This is a genomic window from Crenobacter sp. CS_VA4, assembly GCF_055597485.1.
This window is the reverse complement of sequence record NZ_JBVMAE010000005.1, coordinates 165,503-177,555: the sequence shown is the minus strand read 5'-3', so window position 1 is coordinate 177,555 and position 12,053 is coordinate 165,503. Positions and strand designations below refer to the sequence as shown.

The 12,053-nt window shown below is 64.3% G+C and carries 13 protein-coding genes and 1 pseudogene; 3 read left to right on the top strand and 11 right to left on the bottom strand.

Annotation, left to right across the window (positions count from 1 at the left end):
• Positions 1-72: 72 nt before the first annotated feature.
• Together ACZ2IA_RS06805 and ACZ2IA_RS06800 are read left to right on the top strand one after the other, a co-directional pair.
• Complete coding sequence (locus ACZ2IA_RS06805) at positions 73-288, top strand: MOFRL family protein (protein ID WP_470291881.1); 216 nt, start codon at positions 73-75, stop codon at positions 286-288.
• Between the two features lie 14 nt (positions 289-302).
• Entirely contained in the window at positions 303-788 is a 486-nt protein-coding gene (locus ACZ2IA_RS06800) for a pyruvate kinase (RefSeq protein WP_470291880.1), read from the top strand.
• Between the two features lie 164 nt (positions 789-952).
• Here the strand turns inward: ACZ2IA_RS06800 and ACZ2IA_RS06795 are convergent, their stop codons facing one another.
• The 3 genes from ACZ2IA_RS06795 to ACZ2IA_RS06785 form a co-directional block, all read right to left on the bottom strand.
• Positions 953-1,159 (bottom strand): DUF6494 family protein, encoded by a 207-nt coding sequence (locus tag ACZ2IA_RS06795; protein ID WP_470291817.1) that lies wholly within the window; start codon positions 1,157-1,159, stop codon positions 953-955.
• A 291-nt stretch (positions 1,160-1,450) separates the two neighbouring features.
• The gene (locus ACZ2IA_RS06790; protein ID WP_470291816.1) at positions 1,451-1,996 is read right to left on the bottom strand and encodes an IS6 family transposase; all 546 of its coding nucleotides are present in this window, start codon (positions 1,994-1,996) and stop codon (positions 1,451-1,453) included.
• Positions 1,997-2,149: 153 nt separating this feature from the next.
• On the bottom strand, positions 2,150-3,583 hold the full coding sequence (locus ACZ2IA_RS06785; protein ID WP_470291815.1) for an IS1182 family transposase: 1,434 nt from the start codon (positions 3,581-3,583) through the stop codon (positions 2,150-2,152).
• A gap of 162 nt (positions 3,584-3,745) precedes the next feature.
• On the opposite strand from ACZ2IA_RS06785, the pseudogene ACZ2IA_RS06780 reads away from it, so the two are divergent.
• Positions 3,746-4,499: pseudogene (locus ACZ2IA_RS06780) on the top strand (transposase); the annotation flags it as partial.
• On the opposite strand, the gene ACZ2IA_RS06775 reads toward ACZ2IA_RS06780, so the two are convergent.
• From ACZ2IA_RS06775 to gap, 8 genes are all read right to left on the bottom strand, one after another.
• Positions 4,496-4,972: a pyruvate kinase gene (locus ACZ2IA_RS06775; protein ID WP_470291814.1), complete on the bottom strand. Its 477-nt coding sequence runs from the start codon at positions 4,970-4,972 to the stop codon at positions 4,496-4,498. The pseudogene ACZ2IA_RS06780 and the gene ACZ2IA_RS06775 overlap by 4 nt on opposite strands.
• Positions 4,973-5,074: 102 nt before the next feature.
• Entirely contained in the window at positions 5,075-5,809 is a 735-nt protein-coding gene (gene tpiA / locus ACZ2IA_RS06770; protein WP_470291813.1) for a triose-phosphate isomerase, read from the bottom strand.
• Complete coding sequence (gpmA, locus tag ACZ2IA_RS06765; RefSeq protein ID WP_470291812.1) at positions 5,806-6,570, bottom strand: 2,3-diphosphoglycerate-dependent phosphoglycerate mutase; 765 nt, start codon at positions 6,568-6,570, stop codon at positions 5,806-5,808. The genes tpiA and gpmA overlap by 4 nt, the downstream gene beginning before the upstream one ends.
• A 68-nt stretch (positions 6,571-6,638) precedes the next feature.
• Positions 6,639-7,337: a DUF3305 domain-containing protein gene (locus tag ACZ2IA_RS06760; protein ID WP_470291811.1), complete on the bottom strand. Its 699-nt coding sequence runs from the start codon at positions 7,335-7,337 to the stop codon at positions 6,639-6,641.
• Positions 7,338-7,342: 5 nt separating this feature from the next.
• Positions 7,343-8,431 (bottom strand): iron-sulfur cluster carrier protein ApbC, encoded by a 1,089-nt coding sequence (gene apbC / locus ACZ2IA_RS06755; protein ID WP_470291810.1) that lies wholly within the window; start codon positions 8,429-8,431, stop codon positions 7,343-7,345.
• 243 nt (positions 8,432-8,674) lie between these two features.
• Positions 8,675-9,712 carry a class II fructose-bisphosphate aldolase gene (fba, locus tag ACZ2IA_RS06750; protein ID WP_470291809.1) on the bottom strand — a complete coding sequence of 346 codons (1,038 nt, stop codon included), beginning with the start codon at positions 9,710-9,712 and terminating at the stop codon, positions 8,675-8,677.
• Between the two features lie 41 nt (positions 9,713-9,753).
• Positions 9,754-10,989, bottom strand: a complete 1,236-nt coding sequence (locus tag ACZ2IA_RS06745) for a phosphoglycerate kinase (RefSeq protein WP_470291808.1) — start codon at positions 10,987-10,989, stop codon at positions 9,754-9,756.
• Positions 10,990-10,998: 9 nt separating this feature from the next.
• Positions 10,999-12,009, bottom strand: coding sequence for a type I glyceraldehyde-3-phosphate dehydrogenase (gap, locus tag ACZ2IA_RS06740; RefSeq protein ID WP_470291807.1), 1,011 nt, complete (start codon positions 12,007-12,009; stop codon positions 10,999-11,001).
• Positions 12,010-12,053: the final 44 nt, after the last annotated feature.

Here is a 12,053-nt window from a genome sequence, read left to right as displayed (position 1 = left end):
AGGGCCGGGGCGGGCTCAATGTCGAGTACCTGCTGTCGCTGGCGCTCACGCTGCGCGGCAGGGCGGGCGTCTATGCCATCCGCCGGCGACACCGACGGTGTGGATGGGCAGGAAGAGATCGTCGCCCCCGACACGCTGCAGCGCGCCTGGCGGCTCGGCATCCGTCCGCAGGACGCGCTGGCGGCCAACGACGGCCACGGCGTCTTCGAGGCGTTGGACGACGCCGTCATCACCGGCCCGACGCTGACCAATGTGAACGATTTCCGCGCGACTCTCGTCGCGCGCTGACCTGGAGTAACTGCATGAGACGCCTTCGCAACGCCAAGATCGTGGCCACGCTCGGTCCGGCGAGTAGCGCCCTCGACGTCATCGACGCGCTGTTCGAAGCCGGCGCCGATGTCTTCCGGCTCAACTTCAGTCATGGCACCCACGACGACCACAGGCAACGGCTCGAAGCAATCCGCGCCGTGGAGCGTGAACGAGACCGCCCTATCGGTGTGCTGCTCGATCTGCAGGGGCCGAAGCTGCGCATCGGCACCTTCGCCGACGGCCCGGTACAACTGGCCGGAGGGGCCGGCTTCCGGCTGGACCTGAACAGCGCGGCCCCCGGCTCGGCCAGCCGGGTCTGCCTTCCACACCCGGAGATCAGCGAGGAGGATGCGCGGCACCAGGCGACGCAGGAGCGGCACCGGATTGAGTGGGCCAGAACAAGTGACGCACGCCTGCGCTGGCTCGCCCCGTGCGCGTGTACCCACAGTGCTCGCCTATTCCGACACTTTTTCTCCTGAACAGCTTTCCGTCGTTGGCCAAGCTGCCAACTTTTTCCTGCACAGTTTTGCTTCGCAGGACGCCAAGCTCTGGCGTGTCTGGGAGTAATTCAGTGCAGGAATTCCCAGACACCGCAGCGACAAGGCATTCTTGTGGTTCAATTTCTGAACAGAATTGTGCTGAATCACTCCAGCTGAATTTCCCCGTCAAACTGAATCCTCAGCTTCAAGCCAGGCATTTCTAGCGTCATCGCTACAGGCAAATGCTCATTGCCGGTGAGGCTGCCAGCGGCCATGGCCAGCGAGACCGCCTCCTCGATTTCGTGCTGGGACTTCACACCGACGGTCTTGAGAAACTTGCGGATACTGAGGTTAAAGGTTTCGTCATTCATTGCGCTCTCCTGGGTTGCCCCACATTGGAAAGACTAGACGATCCGCAAACTCCGTGCTGCTCCGTAGCGATCCAGCGTGGCTTGGGACGCGGCTGGGGCTGCGTCCTCGAATGACCTGTTAGGCATGCACCTGTAGTCGTTGTCAACTTGGCGAACAGGGAACGAGCTGTCGGCAGCAGGCGCCGACGTTCAGAAAGCCGTCGACGGATTTTGGGTGACTTCGGTGAACTCGTGCCACGCAGCGAACCGAGCTGCAAGATGTTTGCGGTAGAGACAGGCGCGCAGCAGATATCATTTCAGAGCGAAGTGCTGGCGGATCGGTCCGAAGCTCGAGAGGAACTGCCGGGTGCGCTCCTGATCGCGAAACCCGCGCATGCGGCGCTCACGATCTCGGGTGGGCCGGAGGCTGTTCTCCGCACGGTTGTTGACGCGGGCGGCAGCCTTGACGAATACGTGCTTCACGTTGGTCAGAGCCGGTATGTCGGCCCTCGCGGCCGGGTAGCTGCGTAATTGATCGGTGACGATCTTTCGCGGCATGGGATAGGAACGAAGCACTCGTAAGAAGAAGCGCTTGGCTGCAGCCTTGTCGCGCCGCTTCTGCAGCAGGATGCCGAGTTCGGCGCCATGCTCATCGACCGCCCGCCATAGCAGATACGGCTCGCCGCTCAGCGTCACGAACACCTCATCGAGGAGCCAGGTGGAGCCCGGTTCGCGGCGTGCCGCTTTGACACGATGGGCAAAGCCCGCGCCAAACTTGTCGCACCAGCGTCGAATCGTCTCATAGCTGACAACAATCCCATGTTCGAGCGGATAGCCGCTCCTCGGCCGAGTCGACATCGGACTCACCGGCCACAAATGACTGGAATGGCCGGAGGCCGTGTGGAAACGTGGTGAACTGATGCAGCCAAGATGGTTACGACGCTCTCTTGCTGGTCACCGATATCAGTTTCTGCACAAACCAGGCTGCTTTTGAAGGGTAATAAGGCCCTTTCAGGCCACTACTGCCTCCATCAACCCTGCAAACCCGATGATCTTCATGACTCGCTTCATGTTGTAGGCGAGTACATGCAAGCTCATCTCGGTGCTGACGCGTTCCAAGGTTCGCGTCAGGAAATGGATAGCCCCCATCCAGTCTTTCAGAGTGCCAAACGGGTGCTCCACCGTTTGCCGCCGTAGCTTCATCATGCCTGGTTGGGTGTCCAGACGCTTCTGCATCTCCTCCAAAGTGGCTTCGTGCTCCGTACGGCTGATCCGTCGATATTGGTTGGGCGTGCACTTCTCTTTGATGGGGCAGCGTGGGCAATCCGAACTCCAGTAGCGGTTGATCAACTGCCCGGATTCGACCCGGGCAAAGCGCCATATCAGTCGACTACCTGCCGGGCAGACGTATTCACCAGCTACTGGATCAAATACAAAGCCTTCTTTGTCGAAACGACCTTCAGCTTTTGCAGCAGAGGTCATCGGCTTCGAAACCAACGGCACAATACCGGCTTCAGCGCAGGCCCAGATTTCCTCCCCATTGAAGTAGCCCCGGTCTGCAATGACTTGAAGATCGCTGGCGTGCATCGCTTCTTTGGCTTGTTTCGCCATCTTTGCCAATTGGCGACGATCACTGCCATTGTTGGTGACTTCATGGGCAACAATGAGGTGATGCTGGGTATCGACCGCTGTTTGAACGTTGTAGCCGACCAGCCCGCGACTGGTGCTGGTTGCCATGGCTCTGGCATCCGGATCTGTCAGCGAAATTTGCCCTGCGGGCTCTTTTTCCAGTTGCACCTGGATGTGCTTGAGCTTTTCGAGCCGGGCCTTCAGCGTGGCCATTTTCTGCTTTAGCCGTGCGGTTCTTGCTTCTGCGATCTCAGAAGGTTGGCGGTCTGCCGTTTCCATCGCGGAGAGATAGCGTCCGATGCAGTGATCGATTTCCTGCATGCGCTTCTCCAGCTTGCCACGCGTAAAGTTACGGTCATGGGCATTGACCGCCTTGAACTTGCTGCCATCAATGGCAACGACAGCTTGCTCGAACAGATTCAATTCCCGACACAGCACGACAAACTGACGGCATACATTGCGTATGCACGGACCGTTGTCGCGCCGAAAGTCGGCAATCGTCTTGAAGTCGGGAGAGAGGCGCCCGAGCAGCCACATCAGCTCGATGTTGCGCTGCGTTTCTCGTTCGAGGCGGCGGCTTGATTGGATGCGGCTGAGGTAGCCGTAGATGTATAGCTTGAGCAGAACAGCCGGGTGGTAAGCAGGACGGCCCGTTGCTTCAGGATCAACCCCAGTGAAGCCAAGCCCGTGAAGATCGAGCTGATCAACAAAGGCGTCAACAATTCGAACCGGGTTGTCTTCGCCGACATAGTCATCAAGCAGCGCAGGCAGAAGTACGACCTGTGCTCTGTTATCCCCTTGAACAAACCGTGTCATTGATCAGTCCTCGGCTAGGCACCCGGGAAACATACCCTTGGGGACGTTTTCACACAACCTAGCCGAGGAGCGGGCATCCAGTCCCAATCTCCTGAATGTCCGCGAAAGCGGCAGATTCTGTTGAAAAACTCGGCATCGACGGTCGCCGGCAACTATCCTTGCGATCATCGCTTTGATCTTGGCGATCTGCGCCAGCATCTCACTCCTTACTACAGCCACACCGGACGTACTCGGTCGATCCCGAGTTGATGGTTCGCATGCTCATCGTCGGCTACTGCTTTGGCATTCGATCCGAGCGCCGCCTCTGCGAAGAGATTCATCCAAACCTGGCTTATCGCTGGTTCTGCCGGCTCGGTCTAGAAGACCTCATTCCCGATCATTCGACATTCTCCAAGAATCGCCACGGCCGCTTCCGAGAAAGCGGTGCGCTGCGTCACGTGTTCGAGACAGTCCTTCGCCGCTGTATGACGGAGGGGCTAGTTCAAGGCGAAGGCTTTGCTGTCGATGCGAGCATCATCAAGGCTGACGCCAATCGCTCCCTAGGCGTGGCGGGGACGGAGACCATCGATTGGAACCAGGGGGACGGTCCTAGCCGCGCCGTCCGCGAATACCTTGCTGCGCTGGATGAGGTCAATCAAACAAAGGACGACGCATTGTCCGAAGCAGAGCCTACGACCCCGCCGAAGAGCATCTCGTTGACTGATCCGGCCCGCGCTGGACCGCGGCACCCGGTGGCCCAGCCTTCTTTGCTTACTCGACGAACTACCTGATCGACCTGCACGCGGGAATCCTCTTGGACGTCGAGGCCACGCCCGCGCATCGAACCGCAGAGGTGGAGTCAACGAAGACGATGATCAACAGAGTCGAAGAACGCTTTGCTCTTAAACCTCAGCGCCTTGCCGGCGATACTGCCTACCGGCCGGAAGCCAACTCGGCCGACAGCATCACCGCGTCGGCACCGTCGTAGACGGCTGTCGCCACGTCTGACGCTTCCGCGCGGGTGGGCACGGGGGCGGTGATCATCGATTCGAGCATTTGCGTGGCAACGATGACCGGCTTGCCGGCCTTTCGGCACGCCCGGACGATCTGCTTCTGCAGCGACGGCACCTGCTCGGTGGGCATCTCCACGCCCAGGTCGCCGCGCGCGACCATGATGGCGTCGGCCTCGGCGACGATGACGTCCAGGCTCTGGATGGCGGCAGGCTTCTCCAGCTTGGCCACGATGCCGGCGCGGCCGCTGACAATCTCCTTGATCTCCCGGATGTCTTCCGGCCGCTGCACGAAGGACAGCGCGATCCAGTCCACGCCCAGCGTCAGTCCGAAGTCGAGGTCGCGCCGGTCCTTCTCGGTCATGGTCGACAGCGGCAGCACCGCGCCCGGTACGTTCACCCCCTTCCGGTCCGAGAGCGGACCGCCGTTGACGACCGTCGTCCAGCAGCAGCGCGCCGCTTGCTCGCATCGTAATCGAGCCTGCGCGGGCGCAAACCTACCCTACGCCGCCCGATAGATCGCCAGCAGGCCGTCGACTTCGAGCGACGCGCCGCCGATCAGCCCGCCGTCGATATCGGCCATCGCGAACAGCTCGGCGGCGTTGTCCGGCTTGACGCTGCCGCCGTACAGCAACGGCAACTGCTCGGCGGCAACCGGGTCGACCTGGGCGAACTCGGCACGGATGAACGCGTGCGCTGCTTGCGCCATTTCCGGCGTGGCGGCGAGGCCGGTGCCGATCGCCCACACCGGCTCGTACGCGATCACCGCGGCGCGCCAGCCCGGCGTCGCGAGCAAGGCGGCCAGCTGACGCGCGAGCACCGCTTCGGTCTCGCCGGCTTGGCGCTCGGCGCCTGTTTCTCCGACGCAGACGATAGCCGTGATGCCGGCGTCGGCGCAGGCCTGCGCCTTGGCCGCGACCAGCGCATCGCTTTCGCCGTGGTATTGGCGCCGTTCCGAATGGCCGACGATGGCAAAGCGACAGCCGAGCTCGGCCAGCATCGGCGCCGACCATTCGCCGGTGCGCGCGCCGCTTGGCAGCGCCGACACGTCCTGCGCGCCGTAGCCAAGGCCGCTGCCCTGAGCGAGCGCGGCGACTTCGCCGAGGTACGGCGCCGGCGGGCATAGCGCGAGGCCGGCTTCGGGACGCAGCGCGGCGGCGAGCCGCGGCACGCTGGCGCGGCACAGCGCGAGGCTGCCGTGCATCTTCCAGTTGCCGACGATCAGCTTGCGTCTCATGGCGCGACCTTTTCCTGCCTGGCGCGCCCCTGGCTCGCCACCGCGGCCATCGCCTGTTCGACCGCCTCAGCATCCCCTAAATAGTAGTGGCGCAGCGGCTTGAGGTTTTCATCGAGCTCGTACACCAGCGGCACGCCGTTCGGGATGTTGAGGTTGACGATGTCGGCGTCCGACACGCCGTCGAGGTGCTTGATCAGCGCGCGCAGGCTGTTGCCGTGCGCCGCGATGATCACGCGCCGGCCAGAGAGAATCTTCGGCGCGATGCTGCCGTGCCAGTACGGCAGGAAGCGTTCGACCGTGTCCTTCAGGCATTCGGCGCGCGGCACGCTGGCGGCGTCGAGCTCGGCGTAGCGCGGGTCGGCCAGGATCGCGAGCGCTGCATCGTCGCTGAGCAAGGGCGGCGACTCGTCGTACGAGCGGCGCAAGGCGAGCACCTGCGCGTCGCCGTACTTGGCGGCGGTCTCGGCCTTGTCGAGCCCCTGCAGCGCGCCGTAGTGGCGCTCGTTGAGGCGCCAGCTGCGCTCGACCGGCAGCCACAGCCGGTCCATTTCCTCGAACGCGACCCACAGCGTGCGGATCGCGCGGTTGAGTACCGAGGTGTAGGCGAGGTCGAACTCGAAGCCGGCGTCTTTGAGCAGGCGGCCGGCCTGGCGCGCCTCGGCGACGCCCTGTTCGGTCAGGTCGACGTCGTTCCAGCCGGTGAAGCGGTTTTCGCGGTTCCACACCGATTCGCCGTGGCGAAGGAGGACGAGTTTGTACATGGGTTGTACTCCTGTTCGCATTGTTTCCGGCGGTGCCGGAGACTTTGGTTGATGCTGGCCCCCGTGTCTCACCGGGCTGCAGCGTTGGCGGGCAGGCCATGAACGCGGCGATAGCGCGCCAGTTCGGCGATCAGTTCGTCAGTGGCCGGCACCAGCCGGGTCTTGTCGCCTTTCCCGGTCACCACCAGCCACCAGCGCTCAATGCCCTGAGCGCCACGCCGGCAGAAGAAAGCCCCCATGGGCGTCGCCGTGACCTCCGCCGCGCGCAGGCCGCATAGATAGAGCACCGTGCACAGCCAGCGGCAGCGTGCCGCGTGCAGGCGCTCGCGCTCGGTGGTAGTCGGCATGGCCTCGATGGCCTCCTTGACTGCCTCCTCCGTTTCGCCGGCATCCAGCCAGCGGCCAGCCTCGTTGTACGACAGCGTGACGGTGACGGGCACCGGCCGCACACCGGCTTCGGTGCCGTCATCGTCGGGCATGCGCCAGTGCACAAACCAGCAAGGAGTGGTCGAGGTGAGGTTGAGGTAATAGCCCTCGCCCTGGTCGCGGAACAGCACCACCTCGAATCCGGGATACAGCCAGCGCGCACCGTGCTCGTCCTGCTCCAGGCATATCGGCGCGGTGCCGAATTCGCCGAGGTCGGGCAGCACCGCGTCCAGTTCCCACTTCCACGGCTGCCAGCGGCTGGCCAGCGCGACCTTGCGCATGACCACCGCCATGATGACGGCGGGACGGGCCTGCGGCACCAATACGGCTGGCGTTTCCATGATGGTCAGGTGTTCTGCACCACGATGCTGGGGAACTTGCTGGTCATGTCGCGCGCCTTGTCGGCCACCTTGATGGCCACCTTGCGCGCGATGCCGCGGTAGAGCTCCGCCACCGGGCTGTCGGGATCGGACACGACCGTCGGGTGGCCGGAGTCGGCCTGCTCGCGGATCGAGAGGTTGAGCGGCAGGCTGCCGAGCAGATCCACGCCATAGTCGGCGCACATCTTTTCGCCGCCGCCCCGCCCGAAGATATGCTCGACGTGGCCGCAGTTCGGGCAGCAGTAGACCGCCATGTTCTCGACGATGCCCAGGATGGGAATGCCCACCTTCTCGAACATCTTCAGGCCCTTCTTGGCATCGAGCAGCGCGATGTCCTGCGGCGTGGTGACGATCACGGCACCGGTCACGGGCACTTTCTGCGACAGCGTGAGCTGGATGTCGCCGGTACCCGGCGGCATGTCGACGATCAGGTAGTCCAGGTCATGCCAGTTGGTCTGGCGCAGCAGCTGTTCCAGCGCCGAAGTCACCATCGGGCCGCGCCACACCATCGGGTTGTCCGGTTCGATCAGGAAGCCGATCGAATTGGCCTGCACGCCATGCCCTTCCAGCGGCTCCATGGTCTGGCCATCGGCGGATTCCGGGCGGCCGTCGATGCCCAGCATCATCGGCAGGCTCGGGCCATAGATGTCCGCATCGAGCATGCCGACGCGCGCACCTTCGGCTGCCAGCGCCAGCGCCAGGTTCACCGCGGTGGTCGACTTGCCGACCCCGCCCTTGCCCGACGCTACCGCGATCACGTTCTTCACGCCTGGCAGCAGCTTGACGCCACGCTGCACCGCGTGCGCCACGATCTTCATGTTGACGCTGACACTGACATTGGTCACGCCCGGCAATTGCCGCACCGCAGCAACGACCAGCTTGCGGATCGGATCGAGCTGGCTCTTGCCGGGGTAGCCCAGCTCCACCTCCAGCGAGACGTCGCCGCCGTCGACCCGGATATTCCTGGCCGAGTGGGTGGACACCAGATCCTTGCCCGCATTGGGATCGATGACGTTGCGCAGAACTTCCGTGACCTGCTCGGTACTGAGGCTCAAGACAAACTCCGCTGTTCGTGAATTTAGGGACGGGCTAATGTGCACCAGCAGTCGACGATGAATGAACCAATCGACTCCTTCGCCACCACCTCGACGAAACGCCGACGTTCCGGGAAGCCCAGGACAAGACCGATTCGCCGCTCACCGAAATCTGGCGCGACTACCCGCGCCAGACCGCTGCGAGCTTCTCGATGGTGCCCCCCTGGCCTGAGCGTGCCCCGGGCGGGCGAAGCGCATCGCCCGTCAGCGGTAAAGCTCGGCCAGCTTCTCCAGCGCCACCGGCTTGATCCGCGATGCCTGGCCGGCGCAGCCGAAGGCCTCAAAGCGCAGCCGCACCACGCTCTTGGCGGCCTTCTTGGCCGCCAGAAGCGCCTTGCGCGGATCGAACTCGCTGCGGTCCTCGGACAGGGTCTTGCGGATGGCGCCGGTCATGGCCAGGCGGATGTCGGTGTCGATATTCACCTTGCGCACCCCGGTCTTGATGCCGCGCAGGATCTCCTCGACCGGCACGCCGTAGGTCTCCTTGATGTCGCCGCCGTACTGACGGATGATCTCCAGCCACTCCTGCGGCACCGAGCTGGAGCCGTGCATCACCAGGTGGGTGTCGGGGATCTGCTCGTGGATCTCGCGGATGCGCTCCATCGCCAGGATGTCGCCGGTGGGCTTGCGCGAGAACTTGTAGGCGCCGTGGCTGGTGCCGATGGCGATGGCCAGCGCGTCGACGCCGGTACGGGCGACGAAGTCGCGCGCCTGCGCCGGGTCGGTCAACATCATGTCGTGCGACAGTGTGCCCGCCGCGCCCACGCCGTCCTCTTCGCCAGCCTGGCCGGTTTCGAGCGAGCCCAGGCAGCCCAGTTCGCCCTCAACCGATACGCCGACCGCATGCGCCATCTCGCACACGCGCCGGGTCACGTCGACGTTGTAGTCGTAGTCGGACGGCGTCTTCATGTCCTCGCGCAGCGAGCCGTCCATCATCACGCTGGTAAAGCCTGAGCGGATCGAGGCCTGGCACACCGCCGGGCTGGAGCCGTGGTCCTGGTGCAGCACGATGGGAATGTCCGGATGGGTTTCGGCGGCGGCCAGCACCATATGCCGCAGGTAAGCCTCGCCGGCATACTTGCGGGCGCCGGCCGAGGCCTGCAGGATGACCGGGCTGTCGGTTTCTTGGGCGGCCTCCATGATGGCGTGGATCTGCTCCAAGTTATTAACGTTGAAGGCCGGCACGCCGTAGCCAAACTCCCCTGCGTGGTCCAGCAACTGTCGCAACGATACGAGTGACATGGTGAAGCTCCTTTATTCGAGGTGGATTCTGTGAGGCAGGTTCAGGTGGAGGCGCGCTGCTCCAGCACTGCTAGTGCGGGCAGCTTCTTGCCTTCGAGAAACTCCAGGAAGGCGCCGCCGCCCGTGGAGATGTAGCCCACGCGGTCGGCAATGCCGTACTTCGCGATGGCCGCGAGCGTGTCGCCGCCGCCGGCAATCGAAAAGGCCTTCGATCCGGCGATGGCGTCCGCCAGCACCTTGGTGCCGTTGCCGAACTGGTCGAATTCGAACACGCCCACCGGGCCGTTCCAGACGATCGTGTCGGCGGCCTTGAGCTGCTCTGCCAGTTGCGCGGCGGTCTTCGGGCCGATGTCCAGGATCATGTCGTCGTCGGCCACGTCCTTGACGTCCTTGACAGTGGCGGCGGCGCTGGCGCTGAATTCCTTGGCGCAGACCACGTCCACGGGGATGGGTACCGAGGCGCCGCGCGCGGCCATGATGTCGATGATCGCCTTGGCGTCGGACACGAGGTCGGCCTCGGCCAGCGACTTGCCGATCTTCAGGCCCGCCGCCAGCATGAAGGTGTTGGCGATGCCGCCGCCGACGATCAGCTGGTCGACCTTGTCGGCCAGCGACTTCAGGATGGTCAGCTTGGTCGACACCTTGGAGCCCGCCACAATCGCCACCAGCGGGCGCGCCGGCTGGCCCAGCGCACGGCCGAGCGCGTCGATCTCGGCCGCCAGCAGCGGGCCGGCGCAGGCCACCGGTGCGTACTTGGCGATGCCGTGGGTGGTCGCTTCGGCGCGGTGGGCAGTGCCGAAGGCGTCATTGACGTAGACATCGCACAGCGCGGCCATCTTCTGGGCCAGCTCGTCGCAGTTCTGCTTCTCGCCGCAGTTCATGCGGCAGTTTTCCAGCAGCACCACCTGGCCGGGCGCGACTTCCACGCCGTCCACCCAGTTCTGCACCAACTGGACCGGCCAGCCGAGCAGCTCCGACAGGCGGGTGGCGATCGGCGCCAGCGAGTCCGCCGGCTTGATCTCTCCCTCGGTCGGGCGGCCCAGGTGCGACGTCACCATCACTGCGGCGCCGGCGCCCAGGCAGGCCTCGATGGCCGGCACCGAGGCGCGGATGCGGGTATCGTCGGTGATATGGCCGGCGGCATCCTGCGGCACGTTGAGGTCGGCGCGGATGAAGACGCGCTGGCCGGCCAGAGCGCCGCCGGCCAGCAATGCGGCCAGCGTGCGCGGTCCCGCGATGGCCGATGCCAGGGTCGATGCATTCGATGTGCTTGTCATGGCAGCCTCCTAGCGGGCATGGGCCAGCGCCACCGCGGTATCCAGCATGCGGTTGGAGAAGCCCCATTCGTTGTCGTACCAGCTCGACACCTTGACCAGGTTGCCGGAAACCTTGGTCAGGGTGGCATCGAAGGTGGACGAGGCCGGGCTGTGGTTGAAGTCCACCGACACCAGCGGCGCCGTGCTGTAGTCCAGGATGCCCCTGAGCTCGCCCTCGGCGGCCGCTTTCAGAATGCCGTTCACCTCCTCCACGGTGGTGGGCCGCGCCGCCACGAAGGACAGGTCGACCAGCGACACATTGATGGTCGGCACGCGCACGGCAAAGCCGTCCAGCCGGCCGTCCAGCTCAGGCAGCACCAGCCCGACCGCGGCAGCGGCGCCGGTCTTGGTCGGGATCATCGACATGGTGGCCGAACGCGCACGGCGCAGGTCCTCGTGGTAGACGTCGATCAGCACCTGGTCGTTGGTATAGGAGTGCACCGTGGTCATCAGGCCGTTCACCACGCCCAGCGTTTCATGCAGCGGCTTGACCAGCGGCGCCAGGCAATTCGTGGTGCACGAGGCGTTGGAGACCACCGTGTCGCCTGCCTTCAGCACGCCGTGGTTCACGCCGTAGACGATGGTGGCGTCCACGTCCTTGCCCCCGGGAGCGGAGATGATCACCTTCTTCGCACCGGCCCTCAGGTGGGCCGATGCCTTGTCCTTGCTAGTGAAAAACCCGGTGCACTCCATCACCACATCCACGCCCAGTTCGCCCCACGGCAGTTCAGCCGGGTGGCGTTGGGCGAGCACGCGGATCCGGTCGCCGTTGACGCGCAGGGCATCGCCCTCGACCGAGACCTCGCCCGGGAACCGGCCGTGGGCGGTGTCGTATTGCGTCAGGTGCGCGTTGGTCTGGGCGTTGCCGAGGTCGTTGATGGCGACGATCTCGATATCGTGCTTCTTACCGCCTTCGTAATGGGCGCGCAGCACATTGCGGCCGATGCGGCCGTAGCCGTTGATGGCAACCTTGATAGTCATGTTGTCTCCGTATGCTTTTGTTTGGATTCATCGGTACCCCGGCA

Coding starts and splice junctions, on each gene's coding strand:
- ACZ2IA_RS06805 (WP_470291881.1), top strand. CDS start 73: ATGCCATCCGCCGGCGACACCGACGGTGTGGATGGGCAGGAAGAGATC.
- ACZ2IA_RS06800 (WP_470291880.1), top strand. CDS start 303: ATGAGACGCCTTCGCAACGCCAAGATCGTGGCCACGCTCGGTCCGGCG.
- ACZ2IA_RS06795 (WP_470291817.1), bottom strand. CDS start 1,159: ATGAATGACGAAACCTTTAACCTCAGTATCCGCAAGTTTCTCAAGACC.
- ACZ2IA_RS06790 (WP_470291816.1), bottom strand. CDS start 1,996: ATGTCGACTCGGCCGAGGAGCGGCTATCCGCTCGAACATGGGATTGTT.
- ACZ2IA_RS06785 (WP_470291815.1), bottom strand. CDS start 3,583: ATGACACGGTTTGTTCAAGGGGATAACAGAGCACAGGTCGTACTTCTG.
- tpiA (WP_470291813.1), bottom strand. CDS start 5,809: ATGAGACGCAAGCTGATCGTCGGCAACTGGAAGATGCACGGCAGCCTC.
- gpmA (WP_470291812.1), bottom strand. CDS start 6,570: ATGTACAAACTCGTCCTCCTTCGCCACGGCGAATCGGTGTGGAACCGC.
- ACZ2IA_RS06760 (WP_470291811.1), bottom strand. CDS start 7,337: ATGGAAACGCCAGCCGTATTGGTGCCGCAGGCCCGTCCCGCCGTCATC.
- fba (WP_470291809.1), bottom strand. CDS start 9,712: ATGTCACTCGTATCGTTGCGACAGTTGCTGGACCACGCAGGGGAGTTT.
- ACZ2IA_RS06745 (WP_470291808.1), bottom strand. CDS start 10,989: ATGACAAGCACATCGAATGCATCGACCCTGGCATCGGCCATCGCGGGA.
- gap (WP_470291807.1), bottom strand. CDS start 12,009: ATGACTATCAAGGTTGCCATCAACGGCTACGGCCGCATCGGCCGCAAT.